General features: G+C 62.6%; 24 protein-coding genes. 11 read left to right on the top strand and 13 right to left on the bottom strand.

The window, feature by feature from the left end; translation table 11 throughout:
- Positions 1–86: 86 nt before the first annotated feature.
- From glmS to C5L10_RS17080, 3 genes are all read right to left on the bottom strand, one after another.
- Positions 87–1,913, bottom strand: a complete 1,827-nt coding sequence (gene glmS / locus C5L10_RS17090) for a glutamine--fructose-6-phosphate transaminase (isomerizing) (protein ID WP_105430644.1) — start codon at positions 1,911–1,913, stop codon at positions 87–89.
- Between the two features lie 120 nt (positions 1,914–2,033).
- Positions 2,034–3,395 carry a bifunctional UDP-N-acetylglucosamine diphosphorylase/glucosamine-1-phosphate N-acetyltransferase GlmU gene (gene glmU / locus C5L10_RS17085; RefSeq protein WP_105430643.1) on the bottom strand — a complete coding sequence of 454 codons (1,362 nt, stop codon included), beginning with the start codon at positions 3,393–3,395 and terminating at the stop codon, positions 2,034–2,036.
- Between the two features lie 192 nt (positions 3,396–3,587).
- On the bottom strand, positions 3,588–3,998 hold the full coding sequence (locus C5L10_RS17080) for a helix-turn-helix domain-containing protein (protein WP_105430642.1): 411 nt from the start codon (positions 3,996–3,998) through the stop codon (positions 3,588–3,590).
- A gap of 146 nt (positions 3,999–4,144) precedes the next feature.
- On the opposite strand from C5L10_RS17080, the gene C5L10_RS17075 reads away from it, so the two are divergent.
- From C5L10_RS17075 to C5L10_RS17065, 3 genes are all read left to right on the top strand, one after another.
- On the top strand, positions 4,145–5,029 hold the full coding sequence (locus C5L10_RS17075) for an SDR family oxidoreductase (RefSeq protein WP_105430641.1): 885 nt from the start codon (positions 4,145–4,147) through the stop codon (positions 5,027–5,029).
- 77 nt (positions 5,030–5,106) lie between these two features.
- Entirely contained in the window at positions 5,107–5,823 is a 717-nt protein-coding gene (locus tag C5L10_RS17070) for an aspartate/glutamate racemase family protein (RefSeq protein ID WP_105430640.1), read from the top strand.
- A 59-nt stretch (positions 5,824–5,882) separates the two neighbouring features.
- Complete coding sequence (locus C5L10_RS17065) at positions 5,883–6,833, top strand: helix-turn-helix domain-containing GNAT family N-acetyltransferase (RefSeq protein WP_105430639.1); 951 nt, start codon at positions 5,883–5,885, stop codon at positions 6,831–6,833.
- Here C5L10_RS17065 and C5L10_RS17060 read toward each other — a convergent pair.
- Positions 6,830–7,582 (bottom strand): pyridoxine 5'-phosphate synthase, encoded by a 753-nt coding sequence (locus tag C5L10_RS17060; RefSeq protein ID WP_105430638.1) that lies wholly within the window; start codon positions 7,580–7,582, stop codon positions 6,830–6,832. The genes C5L10_RS17065 and C5L10_RS17060 overlap by 4 nt on opposite strands.
- A gap of 355 nt (positions 7,583–7,937) precedes the next feature.
- Here C5L10_RS17060 and C5L10_RS17055 point away from each other — a divergent pair, with 355 nt between their 5' ends.
- Positions 7,938–8,612: a MerR family transcriptional regulator gene (locus C5L10_RS17055; RefSeq protein ID WP_172717062.1), complete on the top strand. Its 675-nt coding sequence runs from the start codon at positions 7,938–7,940 to the stop codon at positions 8,610–8,612.
- A gap of 9 nt (positions 8,613–8,621) precedes the next feature.
- Here the strand turns inward: C5L10_RS17055 and C5L10_RS17050 are convergent, their stop codons facing one another.
- A complete protein-coding gene (locus C5L10_RS17050; RefSeq protein WP_105430636.1) occupies positions 8,622–9,746 on the bottom strand; it encodes an ATP-dependent RecD-like DNA helicase in 1,125 nt (374 codons plus the stop codon).
- Positions 9,747–9,927: 181 nt separating this feature from the next.
- Between C5L10_RS17050 and C5L10_RS17045 the strand changes: the two genes are divergently transcribed.
- On the top strand, positions 9,928–11,202 hold the full coding sequence (locus C5L10_RS17045) for an SDR family oxidoreductase (protein WP_105430670.1): 1,275 nt from the start codon (positions 9,928–9,930) through the stop codon (positions 11,200–11,202).
- Positions 11,202–11,681 (top strand): DUF2269 domain-containing protein, encoded by a 480-nt coding sequence (locus C5L10_RS17040; RefSeq protein WP_105430635.1) that lies wholly within the window; start codon positions 11,202–11,204, stop codon positions 11,679–11,681. The genes C5L10_RS17045 and C5L10_RS17040 overlap by 1 nt, the downstream gene beginning before the upstream one ends.
- A 4-nt stretch (positions 11,682–11,685) precedes the next feature.
- On the opposite strand, the gene C5L10_RS17035 is transcribed toward C5L10_RS17040, so the two are convergent.
- Together C5L10_RS17035 and C5L10_RS17030 are read right to left on the bottom strand one after the other, a co-directional pair.
- Positions 11,686–12,162 carry an SRPBCC family protein gene (locus tag C5L10_RS17035; RefSeq protein WP_105430634.1) on the bottom strand — a complete coding sequence of 159 codons (477 nt, stop codon included), beginning with the start codon at positions 12,160–12,162 and terminating at the stop codon, positions 11,686–11,688.
- Entirely contained in the window at positions 12,159–12,524 is a 366-nt protein-coding gene (locus tag C5L10_RS17030) for a helix-turn-helix transcriptional regulator (RefSeq protein WP_105430633.1), read from the bottom strand. The genes C5L10_RS17035 and C5L10_RS17030 overlap by 4 nt, the downstream gene beginning before the upstream one ends.
- A gap of 150 nt (positions 12,525–12,674) precedes the next feature.
- On the opposite strand from C5L10_RS17030, the gene C5L10_RS17025 reads away from it, so the two are divergent.
- From C5L10_RS17025 to C5L10_RS17015, 3 genes are read left to right on the top strand one after another with little or no spacing between them, the layout of a single operon-like run.
- Positions 12,675–13,052 (top strand): hypothetical protein, encoded by a 378-nt coding sequence (locus C5L10_RS17025; protein WP_105400834.1) that lies wholly within the window; start codon positions 12,675–12,677, stop codon positions 13,050–13,052.
- Positions 13,036–13,596 (top strand): RNA polymerase sigma factor, encoded by a 561-nt coding sequence (locus tag C5L10_RS17020; protein WP_105430632.1) that lies wholly within the window; start codon positions 13,036–13,038, stop codon positions 13,594–13,596. Before C5L10_RS17025 ends, C5L10_RS17020 begins: the two co-directional genes overlap by 17 nt.
- Positions 13,593–14,378 carry an anti-sigma factor gene (locus C5L10_RS17015; protein WP_105430631.1) on the top strand — a complete coding sequence of 262 codons (786 nt, stop codon included), beginning with the start codon at positions 13,593–13,595 and terminating at the stop codon, positions 14,376–14,378. Before C5L10_RS17020 ends, C5L10_RS17015 begins: the two co-directional genes overlap by 4 nt.
- 3 nt (positions 14,379–14,381) lie before the next feature.
- Here C5L10_RS17015 and C5L10_RS17010 read toward each other — a convergent pair whose 3' ends face one another.
- From C5L10_RS17010 to C5L10_RS16995, 4 genes are read right to left on the bottom strand one after another with little or no spacing between them, the layout of a single operon-like run.
- A complete protein-coding gene (locus C5L10_RS17010) occupies positions 14,382–14,753 on the bottom strand; it encodes a nitrile hydratase accessory protein (protein WP_205837058.1) in 372 nt (123 codons plus the stop codon).
- Positions 14,740–15,399 carry a nitrile hydratase subunit beta gene (gene nthB / locus C5L10_RS17005; protein ID WP_105415741.1) on the bottom strand — a complete coding sequence of 220 codons (660 nt, stop codon included), beginning with the start codon at positions 15,397–15,399 and terminating at the stop codon, positions 14,740–14,742. Before nthB ends, C5L10_RS17010 begins: the two co-directional genes overlap by 14 nt.
- Positions 15,396–16,049 (bottom strand): nitrile hydratase subunit alpha, encoded by a 654-nt coding sequence (gene nthA, locus C5L10_RS17000; protein ID WP_105430630.1) that lies wholly within the window; start codon positions 16,047–16,049, stop codon positions 15,396–15,398. The genes nthB and nthA overlap by 4 nt, the downstream gene beginning before the upstream one ends.
- Positions 16,050–16,060: 11 nt before the next feature.
- Entirely contained in the window at positions 16,061–16,654 is a 594-nt protein-coding gene (locus C5L10_RS16995) for a LysE family translocator (RefSeq protein WP_105430629.1), read from the bottom strand.
- Between the two features lie 174 nt (positions 16,655–16,828).
- On the opposite strand from C5L10_RS16995, the gene C5L10_RS16990 reads away from it, so the two are divergent.
- Entirely contained in the window at positions 16,829–17,671 is an 843-nt protein-coding gene (locus tag C5L10_RS16990) for an aldo/keto reductase (RefSeq protein ID WP_105430628.1), read from the top strand.
- Positions 17,672–17,744: 73 nt separating this feature from the next.
- On the opposite strand, the gene ilvN is transcribed toward C5L10_RS16990, so the two are convergent.
- Positions 17,745–18,317, bottom strand: a complete 573-nt coding sequence (gene ilvN, locus C5L10_RS16985) for an acetolactate synthase small subunit (protein ID WP_024164177.1) — start codon at positions 18,315–18,317, stop codon at positions 17,745–17,747.
- Positions 18,318–18,367: 50 nt separating this feature from the next.
- Positions 18,368–20,161, bottom strand: coding sequence for an acetolactate synthase 3 large subunit (locus C5L10_RS16980; RefSeq protein ID WP_105430627.1), 1,794 nt, complete (start codon positions 20,159–20,161; stop codon positions 18,368–18,370).
- A gap of 397 nt (positions 20,162–20,558) precedes the next feature.
- Between C5L10_RS16980 and C5L10_RS16975 the strand changes: the two genes are divergently transcribed.
- Positions 20,559–22,676 (top strand): ATP-binding protein, encoded by a 2,118-nt coding sequence (locus C5L10_RS16975; RefSeq protein ID WP_105430668.1) that lies wholly within the window; start codon positions 20,559–20,561, stop codon positions 22,674–22,676.
- The last annotated feature ends 7 nt before the right edge of the window (positions 22,677–22,683 follow it).

The following is a 22,683-nucleotide window of genomic DNA, read 5'->3' as shown; positions in this document are numbered from 1 at the left end:
TTCCCTGCATACCCTAAGCATTGCCGCAATCATTGATGCGACAATGCCGGATGCGATGTTGCGATGCAAGGAAAAGCCGGCGGATATCACTCCACCGTGACGGATTTTGCCAGATTGCGCGGCTGATCGACATCGGTCCCCATGAACACCGCCGTATGATAGGCAAGCAGCTGGATCGGCAGCGAGAAGATCATCGGCGCGATGATCTCGTCGACATTCGGCAACGCGATCGTCGCCATGGTGGGAAGCTTGGAGGCCGCAGCACCCTTCTCGTCGGTGATGAAGATGATCTTGCCGCCGCGCGCCGCCACTTCCTGCATGTTGGAAACGGTCTTTTCGAAGAAGCGATCATGCGGCGCGATGACGATCACCGGCATGTGCTCGTCGATCAGCGCGATGGGCCCGTGCTTCAGTTCGCCTGCGGCATAACCTTCGGCGTGGATGTAAGAAATCTCCTTGAGCTTCAGCGCGCCTTCCATGGCAAGCGGAAAACTGGTGCCGCGGCCGAGATAAAGCACGTCCTTGAAGCGCGACAGCTCGCGCGACAGCGACTCGATCTGCGGCTGGATGTCGTTCAGCACCCGGCTCATGATCCGCGGCATTTCGGCGAGGTGCTTCACCATCGCCTTCTCCTCGTCCGCCGTCACCGTGCCACGGGCGCGACCTGCACCGATCGCGAGTGCGGCGAGGACCGCAAGCTGACAGGTAAAGGCCTTGGTGGAGGCGACGCCGATTTCCGGGCCGGCGAGGATCGGGAAGATCGCGTCCGATTCGCGGGCGATGGTCGATTCCCTGACATTGACCACCGCGCCGATCTTGAGGCCGTTGTCCTTGCAGTAGCGCAGCGACGCGAGCGTATCGGCGGTTTCGCCCGACTGGGAAATGAACAGCGCCGCCTGGGACGGCGACAGCGGCAGTTCGCGGTATCGGAATTCGGAGGCGACGTCGATTTCGACGGGCAGGCGCGCATAACGCTCGAACCAGTATTTGCCGATCAGGCCGGACAGGTATGCCGTGCCGCAGGCGGCGATCGCCAGCCCCGTCACCTTGCCGAAGTCGATCGCCGTATCGTTCGCCTTCACCGTATGGCTCGCGAAATCGATATAGTGGCTGAGCGCATGGGAGATGATCTCCGGCTGCTCGTAGATCTCCTTCTCCATGAAATGGCGGTGGTTGCCCTTGTCGACCATGAAGGCCGATGCCTGGGAAATCTGGCTCTGCCGCGTCACCGGCCTGCCGTCGTAGTCGATGATCTCTGCACCCTTGTGGGTCATGACGGCGCAGTCGCCGTCGACCAGATAGGTGATTTCATTGGTGAACGGCGACAGCGCGATCGCGTCCGACCCCAGGAACATTTCGCCGCGGCCGTGGCCGATTGCGAGCGGCGGTCCGAAACGGGCGGCCATGATCGTGCCTGGGTCGTCCTCGAACATCACCACCAGCGCATAGGCGCCGGCCACCCGGTTCAGCGTCGCCAGCATGGCGGCGCGATGGTCGAGGCCCTGGCGGGTGTATTTGGCGAGCAGGTGTGCCACGACTTCCGTGTCGGTCTGGCTTTCGAAGACCGCCCCTTCGGCCAGCAGTTCGTCCTTCAGCTCGGAGAAGTTCTCGATGATGCCGTTGTGGACGACGGCAACCCCATCGACGAAATGCGGATGGGCATTGGTCTCGTTCGGAACGCCGTGGGTCGCCCAGCGGGTGTGGGCGATGCCGATCGTGCCGGGCAGCGGCTCGGCGTCGAGCCTCTTTTCGAGATTGAAGAGCTTGCCCTCGGCGCGGCGGCGATCCATGCGGCCCTCGTGGACGGTCGCCACGCCGGCGGAATCATAACCGCGGTATTCGAGCCTTCGCAACGCATCGACCAGACGCGCCGCCACCGGCGAATTTCCGACGATCCCGACAATTCCGCACATGAACGACCCTTTCCGCTTCGTGGAACCCGCGCGAACTCCTAGCCGATTGCTGGTTTTGCGCAATCGGCCCGCCGGTCACTTTCGATGTCGGAAAGTAACGCGCAAACGTTAATAGCGGCGCTACTTTTGTGCCTTGCGGGCGGCCTTGAGGGCGAGCGCCCGCTCGCGGAGGATTTTCGCGCGCTCCGGCTTCACCTCCTGGCGGGCACGGCCGAGGGCCAGCGCATCGGCCGGGACATTTTCGGTGATGACACTTCCCGAGGCGACATAGGCGCCGTCGCCGATCGAGATGGGTGCGACGAGTGACGAGTTCGAACCGATAAAGGCGTTGGCGCCGATCCACGTCTCGTGCTTGTTGACGCCGTCGTAGTTGCAGGTGATCGTGCCGGCGCCGATATTGGAATGGGCCCCGACGAATGCGTCGCCGATATATGTCAAATGGTTGACCTTGGCGCCTTCGTCGATCCTGGCATTCTTGACCTCGCAGAAATTGCCGACCTTGGAGCCTGTGGCGAGATCAGCACCGGGGCGGAGCCGCGCGAAAGGTCCGACCGTTGCGCCGCCGCTCACATGCGCACCCTCGATATGGGAAAAGGCGTGGATCACCGCCCCGCTGTCGATCTTGACGCCCGGGCCGAAAACGACGTTCGGCTCGATCAGCGCGTCCTGGCCGATCTGCGTATCATAGGAAAGGAAGACGGTTTCCGGCGCAATCATGCTGACGCCCGAGATCATCAACTCATGGCGCCGGCGTTCCTGCCAGAGCTTTTCGAGCATGGCCAGTTCGGCCCGGTTGTTGCAGCCGGCAACCTCCGTTTCCGGCGCATCGACCGCCACGACCTTGCCGCCGGCGGCACGGGCGATCTCGACGGCATCGGTCAGGTAATATTCGCCCTTCGCGTTTTGATTGGTGATGCCCTCCAGAAGCGACAGCGCCTTGCGGCCATTGATCGCCATCAGCCCGCTATTGCACCAGGTGACCTTGCGCTCGTCCTCCGTCGCATCCTTCTCCTCGCGGATGGCGATCAGCTCGCCGTTTTCCACCAGCAGCCGGCCATAGCCGGTCGGCTTGTCGGTGTGAAAACCGATCACCACGACATCGGCTCCGGCGGCCAACTTTTCCCGCGCCTCGGCGAAGGGAGCCGAGGTGACCAGCGGGACGTCGCCATAGGCGACCAGGATGTCGTCGTAACCGCGGGCGATGGCTTGTTTCGCCGCCAGGACCGCATGGCCTGTGCCGCGACGCTCGGTCTGCAGGAAGGCCTCAACCGTAACACCCTCGACCGCGCCGGCCTTGGCAACCCCGTCCGCATCACGGCCGACCACCAGAGCCGCCTCAGTCACGCCGCTCGATGCCACCGCCGCCATCACATGAGCAATCATCGGCCGGCCGGCGATCGGATGCAGCACTTTCGACATCGACGATTTCATGCGCGTGCTGTCGCCGGCGGCGAGGATGACGGCAAGGCAGGAACGGCTCATAGGGGTTTCTCCTTCTCAGGCATTTTGCCGCTTCATAACAGCAAGATGATTGAAGTGCGATAAACGCCTTATGTCTGGCCGCAACAAAAAGGTGGCCCAACCACCTGCGCTGGAATTTGACCGAGGTCAGGTTTGGTTGTTGCCGGGCCGTATTGGGGAATGTCGGGCTGCCATACCGGAACCCTTTTCACATTAAGCCAGTTCGCTCTCGTCGTATTTCACGCGCGCTGCCTTAACGGACGGATGATTGGCCTCCGCCCATAGCAGCACCTTGGAAAGCGGCTCGAAGAGCGAGCGGCCGAGATCGGTCATCCGGTATTCGACGCTCGGTGGCTTGGTCGGAAACACTTCGCGTTCGATGTAACCGTCGCGCTGCAGGTCGCGCAGCGTTTGGGTCAGCATCCGCTGCGAAATATCGGGCACCAGGCGGCGAAGCTCGCCGAAGCGGTAAGGCTGGCGCGCCAAGGCCCCGAGAAGCAGCGTCGACCATTTGCCGGCGATCCGGTCGAGGACGTCCCTGACCGGGCAGTTACCCATGTCCCACCCGGACATATCGCATTCCTTGCCGTCCAAGACCGGCTTGCGGTTTGCATTGAGGGCCATGGAGTGGTTCCCTTGAAGTAACGATCTCCCTCGAAACTGCCTCCTTTACAGATCGAAGTCAATTCTTATTATAGTGCTAGTCTCTTTTTGAGACCTACATTCTTCGCCGCGCCTTCAGGCCGGCCATTGCCAGGAAAGAAACCCGCATGACCAAACTTCTCGTCACCGGCGCCGCCGGCCATCTGGGCCGCGCAGTCCTGCGTCACCTCATGGAGACATCCAAGGTCACCGCCGCCGACATCGTCGCTGCCAGCCGTGATCCGAACAAGCTTGCCGACCTTGCCGCCAGCGGTCTGGAAACCCGCACGGCCGATTTCGACGACGAAGCCGGGCTCGTGAAGGCATTCACCGGCGTCGACCGCGTGCTGATCATTTCCACCGACGAGCTGGCGACGCCCGGCAAGCGCATCACGCAGCACAGGAACGCCGTTTCCGCCGCCAAGAAGGCCGGCGTGAAGCACATCGTCTACACGTCCATGCCCAACCCGGACAAGTCGCTGGTCACGTTCGCGCCGGATCATCTCGGCACCGAAGAGGCCATCAAGGCGAGCGGCGTCGCCTACACGATCCTGCGCAACTCCTGGTACCACGACAATTATCTGATGAGCATGCCGCACAATCTTCAGGTCGGCAAATGGTACACGTCCGTTGGTGCGGGAAAGATCACCACGATCAGCCGCGACGACTGCGCCCGTGCCGCAGCCGTAGCCCTTGCCAATCCGCCGGCCGGCAGCCGCACCCTCGCACTCACCGGTTCGGAATCCCTGACGGCCGCAGAAATCGCCGCCCGCGCATCCGCCGCGGCCGGCAAGCCGCTGGATGTCGTTGATGTCACCGACGAGCAGCTGACCCAGGGCCTTACCGGCGCCGGCCTGCCTGCTTTCGTCGTGAATATGCTGGTCTCGGCGGATGCCAATATCCGCGCCGGCAATTTCGAACAGGTGACGAGCGACTATGAGACGCTGACCGGCCAGAAGCCGCAGACCCTCGCTGCCTATTTCGAGACCCAGAAGGCCGCCCTCGCAGCTTAGCGTCTCGCCGGATTGCGGCTCTCGGAATTTCGCGATAATGAGATGGAGTTACCAAATTCCATCTCGTTTGGAGAAAAATGCGCAAGATCGGCTTGATTGGCGGGATGAGTTTCGAAAGCACGGCTGTGTATTATCGGCTGATCAACGAGACGGTGCGCGAACGCCTCGGTGGTTTCGCGTCGGCCGATCTCCTGCTCCATTCCGTCAATTTTGCCGAAATCGTCGACTTGCAGAAGGCCGGCCGCTGGGATCTGGCGGCCGAGCACCTTGCCAGGAGCGCCCGCGGGCTAAAAGCGGCCGGCGCCGAATGCGTGCTGATCTGCACCAACACCATGCACATCGTCGCGCCGGACGTGCAGGCCGCGATCGACGTGCCCCTCATCCATGTCATCGACGAGACCGCCAGGGCATTGACGTCGAAAGGGCTGAACCGCCCGCTCCTGCTTGCGACCCGCTACACGATGGAGCACGGTTTCTATACCGAGCGCATGAAGATGCTCGGTATCGATGTCATGGTGCCGGACGCCGACGATCGCACCGATATCCATGACATCATCTTCAACGAACTCTGTGCCGGCACGGTTCTCGACACCTCCCGCACCCGGGCCATCGCCATGATCGAAAAGGCGAAGACAGAAGGTGCCGACAGCATCATCCTCGGCTGCACGGAAATCTGCCTCCTGCTCGATCCCGCCAGCCTGCCGCTCCCCGGCGTCGATTCCACCGCCATCCACGCCACGGCTGCAGTCGATTTCGCACTTGGCCAGTCGTCGGCAAAACAGGCAGCAGCATAAGTTTACTTGACTCAGTCAAATAGATATTGGACAGAATCTTCGGAGAGGAGATTCTGCCGATGACCGACCCTGCCGTTCTCGACGCCGTTCGCGCCTTCAACCGTTTCTACACCAACAAGCTCGGCATTCTCGCCAAGGGCTATCTCGATACCGATTACACGCTGACCGAGGCGCGGATCCTCTATGAGATGGGCGCCCGCAAGCGGGTGTCGGCGACCGAACTCAACCGCGATCTCGGCCTCGATCCGGCCTATCTCAGCCGGCTGCTGAAGAAATTCCGCGAGGCGGGCTTCCTCGACAGCGAGCCGGATCCCGACGACAAACGCAGCCAGATCCTCGTTGTCACCGACAAGGGACAAGCCGAATACGAGACGCTCGGCGAACGCTCCCGCCAGCAGATCGCCAAGGATCTCAATGAGGTGGACGAGATGGGCCGTGAAAAGCTGATCGGCTCGATGCAGGCGATCCGCACCATTCTCGATCCGCAATCGGCCGCCCCCTCCCCACCGGTCGTCATCCGTCCGCACCGGATCGGCGACATGGGCTGGCTCATCGAAGCCCAGGCGGTCGCCTATGCGCGGGAATACGGCTGGAACGACAAGTTCGAAGGGCTGGTCGCCGAGGTCGCCGGCAAGTTCATTGCCAACTTCAATCCCGAACGCGAACGCTGCTGGATCGCCGAACGCGACGGCAAACGTGTCGGTTCAGTAGTCCTGGCCGATGGCGGCGGTGATACAGCCAAGCTGCGCCTCCTCTATCTCGACCCCGCCGCCCGCGGCCTCGGTCTCGGCCGGACGCTGGTCGAGCAATGCATCAAGTTCTCGACGCTCGCCGGTTATAAGAAGCTGTCGCTCTGGACCAACGATTGCCTGACGGCCGCGATCCGCATCTACGAGACGACGGGCTTCAAGCTCGTCGCGGAGGAAAGGCACAACCTGTTCGGGCCGCAATGCAACGGCCAGACCTGGGTGCTGGAGCTCTGCGAAGCGAAGCTTTCGTCGTCGAACTAGACCGCCTGGCCGCAGGCACGGCGGAAGCGGCGCACGGTTTCCGCCATGCCGTATTCGAGCGCATCCGCCGTGAGGCCGTGCCCGATCGACACCTCGGCGAGCTTGGGGATGCGCTTCACCAATGCCGGCAGGTTGGCGACGGTCAGGTCGTGGCCGCCATTGACGCCGAGCCCCTCGGCAAGTGCCGCATCCGCCGTCCGTCCCAGCTTTTCGAGGATTTCGGCGCCGCGCTCCGGATTGTCGAAACAGCCGCCGTAAGGACCGGTATAGAGTTCGATACGGTCGGCGCCTGTCGCCCTTGCGAGCTTCACCGCCTCGACATCGCCGTCGCCATCGGCAAACAGCGACACCCGCATGCCGCCCTTCTTGAGCCTCGCCACGATCGGCTTCAGCATCTCGTGCGTGGCACGGAAATCGAACCCATGGTCGGAGGTCGCCTGGGTCGGATCGTCCGGCACCAGCGTCACCTGCTCCGGCTGGGTCGCGTCGCAAAGCGCCAGGAAATCCTCGCTCGGATATCCCTCGATATTGAACTCGGCCGCTGGAAACTCGTCGTCGATCAGCGCCCGAAGAACCGGCAGGTCGGTGAAGCGGATGTGGCGCTGGTCGGGGCGCGGATGCACCGTCAGGCCGGCCGCACCGGCCTGAAGCGCGATGCGCCCCAGCCCCTCGACACTCGGCCAGGGAAGATCGCGGCGGTTGCGCAGCATGGCGACGGCATTGAGGTTTACGGAAAGCTTGGTCGGCATGGCAATACCCGGTTTTGAAAGGTTAATCCGCTTTTAGGCCATGCGCCTTCGCAATGCCACCAGGTTTGGGAAAATGCACCTATAAAGAGTTTTGATGGACGAGAATTCACGAGGCAACCGGGGCTACCATTTCCTAAAGTTTTAGCTAATCTATATTTAACAGAGTTCGCTGAGCAGGCCAAACGGCGGCGGAATACGGTTTGAACAGCGAATTCTGCCATCCCACTTAATCGGGTCCGCATTTTCAGTACCGAGGTTCCATCCAGGAGGTTCGACGCGAAGTCGCAACCTCTAGGTGCATATCTGACCACGACGCCAAACTCCGGCGCAAGGGAACTCGATGCAGAGCGATATCATGCAAGCCAGGACCGACAGTGTGCCTCTTGCGGGAGCAGCCCGCAATTTCCCTTATCTCCCCCAGGTTTCACTCTCTTTTGAAATGCCCACCCAGCCAGTGGCGATCGCCGAAATGGCAGATCTCTTCGGCGTCACCCATCGCACTCTTCACTTCTACGAGGAAAAGGGCCTGATCATCGCCCGCCGCTCCGGCAGCATGCGGGTCTATGACAGGGGTCAGATCCACCGCATGGCGGTCATCAATGCCTGCCGCGAGATCGGTATTCCGGTTGCGGTCATCCAGGAACTGATGGAAGAGCTTGCTGGCGCGACCTCGGAGGCGGAAGCGGACGAGATGTTCCACGACATGCTGGCGCGGCGCAAACGGGAGCTCACGGCCGACATCTCGAACATCCGCCGGCAGATGCAGCAAATCGAAAGCCTGCTGGTGGCCGAGGAGGAAGACCAGGCGCTTGTTACCCCCAAGCCCATGTCCCTGGTCCTGAGCGACATCGAGAAACGGTGCCTGGGGCTGATGGCAGAGGGTTATTCGGCGCCGCGGCTTGCCCGCGCGCTCAACCTCGAATTCGAGGACCTGCGCCGGATGGAGGATGACATCATCCAGAAATTCCAGGCAACCAACCGTTTTCAGGCCGTCGCCAAGGCGATGCTGCTCGGTTTCGTGCCGAACTGATCGGCCTCTTTAGCGGACGATCGTCAGAGTCTCGGCCGCTCGGGTGATGGCAGTATAAAGCCAGCGCTCCCGGCTGTCGCGAAACGCCCAGCTTTCATCGAACAGAACGACGTTGTTCCACTGCGACCCCTGCGCCTTGTGGACGGTCAGCGCGTAGCCGTAATCGAACTCGTCGTAACGCTTGCGGGTCGTCCAGGGGATTTCGCCTTCCTGCTCTTCGAAGGCCTGTTTCAGAAGCTTGATCTTGGCCGCACCGCGATCCATGTCGTCGTCTTCCGGCCGGATCATCAGGTTGATGCCGGGTTTCACCGTCTCGCGTGACGAGCTCATCACCTGCCAGAGCGAACCGTTGAGCAGCCCCTTGGCCGGGTCGTTGCGCAGGCAGACCAGCTTGTCGCCGGATTGCGGATAGTCGGCGGTAAAACCTTTCAGTTCCCGGAGCCGCTGATTATAGCGCTTGCGGGTCTTGTTGGTGCCGACCAGAACCTGGTCCGCCTCCATCACCAGTGGCTGCGTCACCTCGTTGCGGGAGATCACTTTCGCTGTGCCGTAGTCGCCATACATGATCTCCTTGCCCTCGCGCACGTTCATCGCGAGCTGGATGATCGGGTTGTCGCGCGCCTGGCGATGGATATCCGTCAGCAGGTAATCCGGATCCTGTTCGGTAAAGAACCCGCCGCCGGTCACCGGCGGCAGCTGGCCGGGATCGCCGAGCACCAGGATGGGCGTGCCGAAGCTCATCAGGTCCTTGCCGAGCGCCTCGTCCACCATCGAGCATTCGTCGATGATGATCAGCGCCGCCTTGGCGACCGGGCTCTGGCGGTTGATCGAGAACATCGGCGCGATCGAAGTCTTGCCGGCATCGTCCTCGACCGCTTCCTCGCCGCGCGGCCTGTAGATCAGCGAGTGGATGGTTTTCGCGTTGCGCGCCCCGCGGGAGCGAAGAACCTGCGCCGCCTTGCCGGTGAAGGCCGCAAACAGCACCTCGCCATCGACATTTTCGGCGAAATGCTTGGCGAGCGTGGTCTTGCCGGTGCCCGCATAACCGAACAGCCGGAAGACCTGGCCGCGACCCTCTTTCAGCCATTGTGAAACGGCCTTGAGGGCCTCGTCCTGTTGCGGTGCAAATTGCATGACGGGACTTGGCAGGATTCTGCAGCCAAGCGCAACCGAAAAAGAACGAAAGATGAATCAAAGGCCGGGATGAGCGCCGTTGCAGGTGTTCCGGCGGACGAACGATAGCCTTCCTCTCGTTTATCCGCCCGGGCAGGATTGCCGCTGTTCAGCTTTCATCATCGGCCCGTATGATCGCGGCATGAAGATCCTGATTCTCGGCGCAACCGGCTTTATCGGCTCGGCGATCCTGCAAAGGCTTGTCGCCGAGGGCCATCGGATAACCGGGCTCGGGCGAGACCCGGACAAAGCCCGCCTGAAATGGCCCGCGGCCGAGTGGATAAAGGCCGATCTCGCGCAACTGTCTGCCTGGGGTCCGCTGATCGAGGATCAGGATGTCGTCGTCAATTGTGCCGGCGCGCTCCAGGACGGTCTTTCGGATGATCTTGGCGCCACCCAGGAAAAGGCGATGCTGTCGCTCTACGAAGCGGCACGGGCGCTCGGCGGCAGACGTATCGTGCAGATCTCCGCCCGCACGGACGGCGCAGCCGCCGGCCTGCCCTTCCTCGCCACCAAACGCCGCGCCGACGAAGCGCTTGCGGCAAGCGGCCTGCCCTTCGTCATCCTGCGGCCGGCGCTCGTCATCGGCCGCAATGCCCATGGCGGTACAGCGCTTCTACGGGCGCTCGCGAGCCTTCCCGGCCTGCTGCCGCTCATCCATGCCGAAAGCCCGGTCGAAACCGTCTCGCTGGACGACGTCGCCGCCGCCGTTTCCCTTGCGGTTGACGGCACTATCCCGGCCGGCAGCGATATCGATCTCGCCGCCGACAGGACCCTGACCTTGTCTGACCTCGTGAAGCTTCACCGCACTTGGCTCGGCCTGCCTGCGGCCGCCGTCATTGCGTTGCCGGCAGCGCTTGCGAAACCCGTCACCTGGGCCGCCGACATCGCCGGACGACTCGGCTGGCGTTCTCCGCTTCGCTCGACGGCGATGACGGTAATGTCGGAAGGCGTCAGGAGCCTGAGGCCAAAACCGGCCGGCCTCGTCCTTGCAGACGCGGCAGAGACCCTCGCCGCCCATCCGAGCGGCATTCAGGACCTCTGGTTCGCGCGGCTCTATCTCCTGAAACCCGCAATCATTCTGACGCTGTCGCTGTTCTGGCTGTTGTCCGGCCTGATCCCGCTCCTCGACCTGAGCGCCGCGGCAGCCCAATTTCCGCCCGTCGTGCCGGGCTCCGTCGCTATGGCAATGACGGTCGCGACATGTCTCCTCGACATCCTGCTCGGGTCTGCTGTCCTCATCCGTCCCTATGCCCGCAAGGCAATGCTCGGGATGATCCTCACCAGTCTCGTCTACCTGGCCGGCGGCTCGATCCTCGCGCCGCAGTTATGGCTCGATCCGCTTGGTCCCCTCGTGAAAGTCCTGCCGTCGATCGCCCTCACCCTCGTCGCCCTCGCCATTCTGGACGAACGCTGATGGACGCCGAAAGCCTGTTGCGGCTCCTGCATGTGATCGGCGCCACGGTGCTGCTCGGAACCGGCGCCGGCATCGCCTTTTTCATGGTCATCGCCCGGCGGACGGAAGATCCGAAACTGATCGCCCACACCGCCGGCACGGTCGTGCTGGCCGATACCGTCTTTACGGCCACCGCCGTTATCCTGCAGCCGGTCACCGGCTACCTGCTGACAAGGAGCATCGGCTGGTCGCTGACGGATGGCTGGGTCGCCCTGTCGCTCATTCTCTACGTGGTGACGGGATTGTTCTGGCTGCCGGTCGTCTGGATCCAGATCAAGCTGCGCGATATCGCCCGCATCGCCTGTGAAGACTCCGCGCCGCTGCCGCCGGAGTGGTACCGGCTCTACCGGATCTGGTTTGCCTGCGGCTTCCCGGCCTTCTTCGCGGTCATCGCCATCTTCTGGCTGATGCTGACCAAGCCGGATATCCCGCTGTTCTGAACCATCAGTGCTGCCGCTCGACCAGCTTCCCCAGCTGCTCGATCACCGTGCCCCAACCGTCGAAAAAGCCCAGCTCGTCATGCATCTTGCGGTCCTCCGGGCTCTTGTGCATGACATGCGCCAGATATTCTGTGCCCTGCGAATGATCCTTGAAGGTGATGATCGCTGTCATAAACGGCTGTTCGGCCGGCCGCCAACCGCCTGTCAGCGCATTGGTGAAGACGATCCTCTCCTGGTCGTCGGCGGCCAGAAAACAGGCGCTGAGATGCGGACCGAATTCACCGCCGTCCTCGCTCATCTGCGTCTCGAAAGCACCGCCCGGGCGAATGTCCATCGCCACGACCCTGCAGAGCGCCGGCGCCGGGATCCACCACTGCTCGAAACTCGCCTTGTCCGTCCAGGCGTTCCAGACGACCGAGCGCGGCGCCTTGATCAGCCGCGAAATGGTAAGGTCGAGAGCCGGATTGAACGTCTGCGTCATCTGTCTGTCTCCCGTTTCTGTTCGTGCCGAAGGAACTCCTGTTTCGCCAGAACCAATTGCTCCAGCCTGTCGGTACGGGCTTCCCAGATCGCCCGCTGTCCGGAAAGCCAATTCTCCAGCATGGCGAACCGTGTCCGTTCCAGCGTGCATGTCCGCACCCGGCCCTGCTTTTGCGTGCGGATAAGGCCGCTCTCCTCCAGGAAACGCACATGTTTCATGAACGAGGGCAGCGCCATGTCGAACGGTTCCGCGAGATCGCTGATGCTGGCCGATCCGTGACCGAGCCGCCCCAGAACCGCCCGCCGGGTCGGATCTGCAAGCGCCTGGAACAAGCCGTCGAGTTCGCTTGAATAGTTTTCCATAAGGCTAAGTACCAAATCGAAACACTTATCTCAATAGCTAAGTGTTATTTTCTCGAAAGAATCTTCGGCATCGGCGGAATAAATCCGCCGCTCCCGGTGTCTTGACTTCGGTGGCCGACGTGAGGCCGCCATCAACCAGGGAGACGATCCATGAAGACCTTCATTCTCGTGCCTTTCGCGCTCGCAGCGCTGACCTCGGTCGCCTTTGCCGCCGGCCCGTTCAAGACCGTCAAGACCTCGACCAAAGGCGAAGTCCTCGTCGGCGAAAAGGGCATGACGCTCTACACCTTCAAGAACGACAAGCCCGGCACCTCCAACTGCTACGACAAGTGCGCCACCAACTGGCCGCCGGTCATGGCCGCTTCCGATGCGAAGGCCGATGGTGCATACTCTATCGTGACCCGCAAGGACGGGGCCAAGCAGTGGGCGAAGGATGGCATGCCGCTCTATTATTGGGTCAAGGACACCAAGGAAGGCGACACCACCGGTGACGGCGTGAACGGCGTTTGGGATGTCGCAAAGCCCTGATCAATCCACTTCCGGAACGGCGCGTGAGGCACAGGCTCCCGCGCCGCTTTCCTTCGAGGCGCAGATCCTCGCCCTCCTGCCCTCGCTCAGGCGCTATTCGCGCAGCCTGACGCGCTCGGACACGGAGAGCGAGGACCTGTTGCAGGATTGCGTCGAGAAGGCGCTGGTCAGTCGCGGCCAGTGGCGCGGCGCGAATTTCAAATCCTGGGCCTACAGGATCATGACCAATCTTCACCTCAACGCGCGGCGGTCGATCGCGCGACGCCCGTCCGTCGGCATAGAGGAGGCGGAGAGCATGGCTGCAAGCACGGGTGCCGACGATCCCTTGGAAAAGAACCGTCTCGTGCAGGCGCTGGAGACGCTGCCGAAGGAGGCGCGCGCGGTGCTGATGCTGGTCGTCGTGGAAGGTTACGCCTATCAGGAAGTCGCCGAAATGCTGGAGATTCCGGTCGGCACTGTGATGTCGCGCCTGTCTCGGGCGCGCCAGGCCTTGCGGGAAAAAATGCGGGAGGAAAACGTCATACCATTGCGGAGACCACGATGACCGAAGCCAGATCCGTATCCGAAGCGGAACTGCACGCCTATGCCGACGGCTTCCTGGACGAGGCCGACCGCACTCGCGTGCAGGATTTTCTGGCCGAAAACCCGGACGCCGCACAGATGGTGGCCGACTGGCAGGAGCAGAACGACGAGTTGCGCGCCGCCTTCGCCGGTCATGAAAGATCGAAACCCACCGATATCCAGCTTCTCACGGGCGGTCTGGCGCGCACCAGCACCCGGCCGTCCCGCCGCTTCGCGCTGGCAGCCGCCGCAGGTCTGATCTTCGCAGCCGGCGCGCTCGGAGGCCATTATGGCCCGCTGCTGTTCGAACGCCCGGATATCCAGCTTGCCGCTACCGAAGTCCTGCCGCGCGAGGCGCGCAACGCCTTCCTCGTTTATGCAAGCGAGGTGCGCCACCCGGTCGAAGTGTTTGCAAACGAAGAGACGCATCTCGCCAACTGGCTTGGCAAGCGGCTGTCGATCGCCAATCTCAAGGTTCCGAACCTGCAGGGACAGGGCTTCAAGCTGGTCGGCGGCCGCCTCCTGCCGGTCGGCGGCAAGCCGGGCGCGCTGTTCATGTACGAGGACCAGACGGGCCAGCGCCTGACCGTGCTCGTCGGCCGCAACAAGGAAAACCGCACGACCAGTTTTCGGTTCGCCTCCGCCAGCACCGTCGAGACCTTCTACTGGATCGACGGCGAACTCGGATATGCCGTCACCGGCGAAATCTCCCGCGACTTGCTGCGCCGGGTCGCCGAGGAATGTTACCGGCAGTTTCCGAGCTGATCTTCAGCGCAGCGGATCGTTGGCCAACTCGATCGACCGGCCATGCGGCGTCGCCTCCGCTGCCCGCTGCCAGCTCTCTTGAAGCGCCAGGATCGTTTCGCCGTCCGCGACGCCCTTGCCGATCAGCAGGCCGGAGAGCGCCGCCACCCAGCAGTCGAAATAATCGCTGCCGTCATCCGCTCTGCCGGGCTTGTGGACCTCGCCTGAAAGCGCTTCGGCCCATTCGCTCCAGCTGAACAGGCCGCGCTCGTGCAGATGCACGGTCATGGCGAAGGCTTCCGCCGCCCAGGGCTCCGGAAACACCGGATCACCCTCCGGTGACTTCGGCAATCCGGCCGACTGCACCAAAGCCGATGGGATCTCACATGCGCTCAAGATAGCTCTCCCAGGCATCGATCGAGACCGTCAGCGTCGGGTCGGCGCCCTCGCCCCAGATTTCCGGCCCGTCGAACACGACCGTATAGACCCATTGTGGGTTCTCGCCCTTGCCATGCGCATTGTCGTCGGGAAACACAAAAGAGCCCTGCACGGCCTCGACGACACCGGTCTTGGCGCGGGCATAACGCGGCAGCCGCGTATGGGTCTCGGGATTGAAATTGCGGGTCCGCACCCGGTCGCCCGGCTGGAATTGTGGTTCCGTCTCGATGGGCCGGTCGCACGGTCCGCCCTTGGCAAGCGCGCCCGCCACCATCTCCGCCTTCAGGATGCGTTTTGGCGTCGCCGGCTCCATCTGCTTGCGGCCCGCATCGATTTCCGCCCGCGCCGCAAAACCATGACGTTCGAGCAGCACTTCCAGCGCCCGAATCCAGATCTCGTAATAGCTCGCGCCCAGATACGCCGCCGGCGGAATATTTTCGCGCGCATGCCGGCTTTCGTCGATCGTCCAGCCACCGAGAGCGCCGCCGGACAGCGTCAGCCCCAGCGCCCGCTTCTCCCACTCGGCATGAAAATACGGCTCGTCCTTTTCCGGCGCCACCGGCCCGAAGCCCATCTGGCCGCCTAGATCATGGGGCCCGTTCATGGCCGCGGCCCCGCAATCGCCGTGCCGATCATCGCGTCGCGGCTGACGAGGTCGGCGAGAGCCTCCTCGCCGAGACCTTCTGTACCTTCCGGCCTTTCGGGGATCACCAGATAACGCAGTTCGGCGGTCGAATCCCAGACGCGAATCTTCTTGGTCTCCGGCAGGACCAGGCCGAACTCGGCAAGCACGCCGCGCGGATCGATGACAGCGCGCGAGCGATAGGCCGGTGCCTTGTACCAGACCGGCGGCAGCCCGAGTACCGCCCAGGGGTAACAGGAGCAGAGCGTGCAGACGACGAGGTTATGGGTGTCCGGCGTGTTGAACACCGCCCGCATATGCTCCCCCTGCCGGCCGGTGTAACCGAGGCTGGCAATCGCCGCGGTCGCATCGGTTCTCAGCCATTCGGCGAAATCCGGATCGCTCCAGGCCTTGGCGACCACCCGGGCACCGTTGCGCGGGCCGATCTTCGTCTCATAGGTGTCGACGATCACATCGATCGCCTTCGGATCGATCAGCCCCTTTTCGGTCAGCACGGTTTCGAGCGCTTTTACGCGCGCCTGCATGTCGCTGTAGCGATTGTCGTGATCATGGCCGTGCTGGTGGTCATGCCCGTGGTCGTGATGGTGATCGTGGTGATGATGTGTAGACATGCTTGTCTCCCTCATTTCAACATCGGCCAGAGGCTTGCGACAAGCAAGAGCGCCATGGTGATGTTGAACCATTTCAACCGCGCCGGCACCGACAGCCATTCGCGCAGCGCCGAACCGAAGCCGGCCCAGGTCGAAACGCTCGGCACGTTGACCGCAGCGAACGCCAGCCCTACGAGCATCACGGTCGGCAGGTAATATTCCGGGTTCGTATAGGTCGCCATGGCGGTGACCGCCATGACCCAGGCCTTCGGATTGACCCATTGGAAGGCCGCCGCGCCAATAAATGTCATCGGCTGCGCACCGGTCTTGCCGTCCGACAGGCTGCGCGACGTGCCGATCTTCCAGGCGACCCAGAGCAGATAGGCGCCGCCGGCGAATTTGAGTGCCATATAGACGACAGGCACCGAATGCAGCAGTGCGCCGAGGCCGAGACCGACCGCGATCAGCAGCGACAGAAAACCGGCACCGATGCCGAGCATATGCGGAATTGTCCGCGTAAAGCCGAAGTTCACGCCCGACGCGAACAGCATCATGTTGTTCGGCCCCGGCGTGATCGAAGTCGTAAAGGCGAACAGGACGAGGGCCAGAAAGGTTTCCAGCGACATATTTTCTCCTAACGCCAATCCGCCCCGGCTGTCTCGACCATCTCGTTTCGCGGATGGCCCGCCTTCCGGTGATAGGATCGTTGGAGAAGATCTTCAAGCGGAACTTGGCAGCTTCAATCGAAGCCATATCTAAGTAGGATATACGTCTCAAGAAGTGACAGACCGAGGTCCCAGATGCCCGATATCCCGACAGTCACCCTGCCCTCCGGCATTTCGGTTCCGGCTCTCGGCCTCGGCACCTGGCAGATGGGCGAGGACAGCCGCAAGGCCGCGGTGGAGATCGAGAGCCTGAAGCGCGGCCTCGATCTCGGCATGACGCTGATCGACACGGCGGAAATGTATGGCGAGGGCGGGGCCGAAAAAATCACCGCGGAAGCGATCGCCGGCCGCCGGGAACAGGTGTTTCTGGTCAGCAAGGTCTATCCTTGGAATGCCAGCCGGAAGGGTGTCGTCGAGGCCTGCGAACGCAGCCTCGACCGGCTGAAGACCGACCGGCTCGACCTCTATCTCCTGCACTGGCGGGGCGAACATCCGCTGACTGAGACCGTCGCCGGCTTCGAGGAGCTGCGCCGGGCCGGCAAGATCGGCGCCTGGGGCGTCTCCAATTTTGATCTCGACGACATGTTGGAACTGATGGAGGTGCCGGATGGCGCAAACTGCGCCGCCAACCAGGTCCTCTACAATCTCTCACGCCGCGGCATCGAATACGATCTTCTGCCCTGGTGCCAGGAGCGCGGCATCCCCGTCATGGCCTATTCGCCGATCGAACAGGGCCGGCTTGCCAAAAGCGGGGAACTGATCCGCATCGCCAAGGCCTATCAGGCGACGCCGGCGCAGGTGGCGCTCGCCTTCCTCTTGGAACGCGACGGCGTCATCGCCATCCCGAAATCCGCCAATCCGGACCGCGTCGCGGAAAACGCCGAGGCGGTCGATCTGGATCTCAGCGAGGCGGACTGGACAGCCCTCGACGCCGCCTTCCCGCCACCGTCGCGCAAGGCACCATTGGAGATGATCTAGCGGAGATCGAGCGTGCGGCGCTTCGCCATCAGCGTGTCGATCGCCGGCAAGACATCGATCTCCGCCCGACCCGTTACATCCCCTGCGGGCCGCGGTTCATCGCCGCGATCCCGGTGCGGCAGACTTCCACCAAACCGAGCGGCTTCATGATCGCTACGAACTGGTCGATCTTCGAGGACTTCCCGGTGATCTCCAGGATGAAATGCTCGACCGTCGCATCGACGACCTTGGCATGGAAGGCATCCGCAAGCCGCAGCGTTTCGGCGCGGCGGTCGCCCTGGCCGACGACCTTGACCAGCGCCACCTCGCGCTCGATCGGCCGTTCCTGGCCGAGTGCGTGGGCGCGAACCGTCAGGTCGACGACCCGGTGCACCGGCACGATGCGTTCGAGCTGCGCCTTGATCTGTTCGAGCACCGTCGGCGTGCCGCGCGTCACGATCGTAATGCGGGATAGGTGAGCTTCGTGTTCCGTTTCCGAAACCGTCAGGCTCTCGATATTGTAGCCGCGGCCGGAAAACAGGCCGATCACCCGTGCGAGCACGCCCGGTTCGTTGGCGACGAGAACCGAAAGCGTGTGGCTTTCGGCTTTTGCCGTCTCAGGCGCGATGAAATAGGCGGATCCGGTCGGTTGCTGATGCGCATTCATGGTCTTGGGTCCATTTCCTCAGAATTTTGTTGAAGGATGTGCCGCCCGTCTCAGACGAGCTGGCGACCCTTGGCATCGATGGCATTGGCAACCGCTTCGTCGGTGGCTTCGTCCGGCAGCAGCATCTCGTTATGCGCCTTGCCCGAAGGGATCATCGGGAAGCAGTTGGCGAGATTGGCGACGCGGCAATCGAAGATCACCGGCTTCTTGACCGCGATCATTTCCTCGAGCTTGTCGTCGAGTTCCTTCGGATCGTCGCAGTAGATGCCGACGGCGCCATAGGCTTCCGCAAGCTTGACGAAGTCCGGCATCGCCTCCGTATAGGAATTCGACAGGCGGTTGCCGTGCAGCAGCTGCTGCCACTGGCGGACCATGCCCATATACTGGTTGTTCAGGATGAAGATCTTGACCGGCAGGTTATGCTGGATGGCGCAGGACATTTCCTGGATGCACATCTGGATCGACGCATCGCCGGCAACGTCGATGACGAGGGCGTCCGGATGGGCGACCTGAACGCCGATCGCTGCCGGCAGGCCGTAGCCCATGGTGCCGAGGCCGCCCGAGGTCATCCAGCGGTTCGGCTCCTCGAACTCGAGGAACTGTGCCGCCCACATCTGATGCTGGCCGACTTCCGTGGTGATGTAGGTGTCATGCCCCCTGGTCGCCTCGAAAAGGCGCTGCAGCGCATATTGCGGCATGATGACGTCGTTGGAATGCTTGTAGGAGAAACTCTTGCGAGCCCGCCAGCGGTTGATCTGGCTCCACCATTCCTCGGTCTGCGCCTTGGCCGGTTTTTTCGGCAGCGCACGCCACAGGCGGACCATGTCTTCGAGAACGCTGCCGACGTCACCGAGGATCGGGATGTCGACATGCACGTTCTTGTTGATCGAGGATGGGTCGATATCGATATGGACCTTGCGCGAATTCGGTGAGAACGCGTTGAGGCGGCCGGTAATGCGGTCGTCGAAACGGGCGCCGATGCAGACCATGACGTCGCAGTCGTGCATCGCCATGTTCGCCTCATAGGAACCGTGCATGCCGAGCATGCCGAGCCAGTTCTTGCCCGACGCCGGATAGGTGCCGAGCCCCATCAGCGTCGAGGTGATCGGGAAATCGCTGAGCTCGACCAGCTCGCGCAGCAGCCGAGAGGCGTGCGGGCCGGAATTGACGACACCGCCGCCGGTGTAGAGGATCGGCCGGCGCGCCGAGGCCATCAGCTCGATGGCCGCCTGAATGGCGTTGATGTCGCCCTGGGTGCGCGGCTGATAGCTGGTGTTCTGGGCGATCTCAGGCTTCGGCGTATAGGTGCCGGTCGCGAACTGGATGTCCTTCGGGATGTCGACGACAACCGGACCCGGCCGCCCGGTCTGGGCGATGCGGAAGGCCTCGTGGATGATGCCGGCCAGTTCGTTGACGTCCTTGACCAGCCAGTTGTGCTTGGTACACGGCCGGGTGATGCCGACGGTGTCGCATTCCTGGAAGGCGTCCGAGCCGATCAACGTCGTCGGGACCTGGCCCGACAGGCAGACCAGCGGCACCGAATCCATCAGCGCATCCTGGAGCGGGGTGACGGCATTGGTGGCGCCTGGACCGGAGGTCACCAGCATGACCCCGACCTTGCCGGTGGAGCGGGCATAACCTTCGGCCGCATGGCCGGCGCCTTGCTCGTGGCGCACCAGAATGTGCTGAATGTCGTCCTGCTGGAAGATCTCGTCATAGATCGGTAGGACGGCGCCGCCCGGATATCCGAAGATATGCTCGACGCCATTGTCCTTCAGAGCCTTCAGGACGATCTCCGCACCCGTCATCTGATTATCTGGCATCTGGTTGTTCGTATCCGTCATTGTCTTGGTCCATTCGCTGCTGGATTTTTACCGGCGGCTCCTCCGAGCCGGATTGAAGGCATAAAAAAAGGCCCCTTGGAGGAGCCTGTCTTTCCGCGCATGGGTGGCTGTCGCCGGACGGTTACACCGTCCTGCCCATGCGCGTTCCCACCACAATAAGAGCGATCGAGATCTTCATGGCGCGAAGTGTTAGCCAGATAAATGTCGTTCGTCAACGTGGGCCTGCACCAAAAATCCTCATCGGCCTGATTTTGCTGCTCCGTTTCCACGCATTCGGCCGCGCGCTTTCCTACACGAGTTGTTAAGGCCGGCACAATATAGTCCTCCTGTTTGGAGGGTAACGACCCGACAGATGAGCCATGACCATATCCGCCACCCCAATGACAGGGGCCAGAGTTTGTTGAACAACGATCTGCAACGTTCCGCATCTGCAGGGGAGCAGGATCGTCGCGACATCCAGAAGCCGGGCAACCGCATGCTTGGCCGCGTCGTCGCCTGCACCGGCTCGCACGCCACCATTTCCGCCGTTGCCGAACACGGCGAGACCGATCTTACCGAACTGTGGTCTGTCGGCAGGCTGATCTCCATCAGCGTCGGCGAGAACCGTGTCGTGGCGCTTGCCTATGCAATGCAGACCGGTGGCAAGGAATGGAGCGAAAACGGCAACACCGGCTTTCACATCGAGGCCGAATTGCTCGGCGAGGTGCGCAAGGGGGTTAATGGTCGTGACGAGTTCACCGGCGGCATCTCCTGTTATCCCTATCTCGGCGCGGTCGCGCACCGCATTCGTGCCGCCGACCTTTCCCGCATCTATGATACCGGCAAGAACGAAACCTGCGTGGTCGGCAAGCTGACGCAGGACGACACGATCGACGCGACGATCCATATTCCATCGATGCTGTCGAAACATTTCGCCATCGTCGGCTCGACCGGCGTCGGCAAGTCCACCGCCGTCTCGCTGCTCCTCCACAAGGCGATCGAAACCGACCCGAAACTGCGCGTCCTCATTCTGGATCCGCACAATGAGTTTGCCGCTGCCTTTCCCGAGCACGCGGTCGTGATCGATACCGAGACGCTCGACCTGCCCTTCTGGTTGATGCGGCTCGAAGAGTTTTCCGAAGTGGTTTTTCGCGGTCGTCCGGCCGTGGCGGAAGAACTGGACATCCTGCGCGACCTTATCCCAGAGGCGAAACGCGCTTTCCGCGGCAATGAAACGTCGCTGATGCGCCGCTCGACCGAAAAAAGCTCGGTCACCGCCGACACGCCGGTTCCCTACCGCATGGCGGACCTCCTGGCGCTGATCGACGAACGGATCGGCCGCCTGGAAGGCCGCGGCGAAAAACCGTTCCTGCGGTCGCTCAAGATGCGCATCCTGTCGGCGATCAACGATCCGCGCTATCACTTCATGTTCTCCAACAACACGATCAACGACACGATCATGGAGACGATCGCCTATATCTTCCGCATTCCCGGCGACGACCGGCCGATCTCGACCTTCCAGCTCGCCGGCATTCCCTCCGAAGTCGTCAATTCCATCGCCTCGGTCCTCTGCCGCATGGCGTTCGAGCTGGCGCTCTGGAGCAATGGCGCCGTCCACATGCTCGTTGTTTGCGAAGAAGCGCACCGTTACGTGCCGGCCGACCGGGAACTCGGTTTCTTTCCGACAAGGCAGGCCATCTCGCGCATCGCCAAGGAGGGCCGCAAATACGGCGTCTCGCTCGGCGTCATCACCCAGCGCCCCGGCGAACTCGACCAGACGATCCTGTCGCAGTGTTCGACCGTGTTCGCGATGCGGCTGTCCAACGACCGCGACCAGGAAATCATCAAGTCGGCGATCCCGAATTCGTCGATCTCGACGACCAGCTTTCTGTCGTCGATCGGCAATGGTGAGGCGATCGCCTTCGGTGAGGCGATTTCAGTGCCGATGCGCATGCGGTTTGCCCGCGTCGAGGAAAAATACCTGCCCAAGGCCAATGGCGTCGCCGACAAAGGCACGGAGGATACGCCGGATACGGTCGATCTGCGCACCGTGATCGCCCGTATGCGCGCCGTTAGCGGCCCGGATATTTCCGCCTTCCAGCAAAGCTACTCCACGGCGACGGCGCCTTTCGCGGAAGGCGCTTCCGGGGCCGAGGAGGATACGGATGATGATTTCCCGCCGGCAGGCGATGCCGAACTCGATCGCTGGAACCGGGAGATCCGCTCGACCGGCCATGTGACGATCAATCCGACGCCGCCGATGGCAGGCAACCCGCAGCTTGAACCCTACCGGCCGGAAATGCTGCCGCGCGCGGCCGCGCCCGAACAACCCTCGGCGCCCCGCCCCGACCGTTTCGCAGACTTGCGCCGCGACCGTCCGCCTGAGCCGCCGCCCTACCAGCCCGCGCCTCCGACATTCCAGCGGCCTCCGGCGCCCGAAGGCGCTCCACGCCCGAACCCGCGGCTCCGGCGCGAAGGATCGCTGCGCGAAAGCCTGCTGAAGAAACCGCTGACCAGCCTTTACGACAAGGATTGAGCCGGAC

It is taken from the genome of Neorhizobium sp. T6_25 (assembly GCF_002968555.1).
Lineage (GTDB): Bacteria > Pseudomonadota > Alphaproteobacteria > Rhizobiales > Rhizobiaceae > Neorhizobium.
This window is presented reverse-complemented; position numbering and strand designations above follow the sequence as displayed.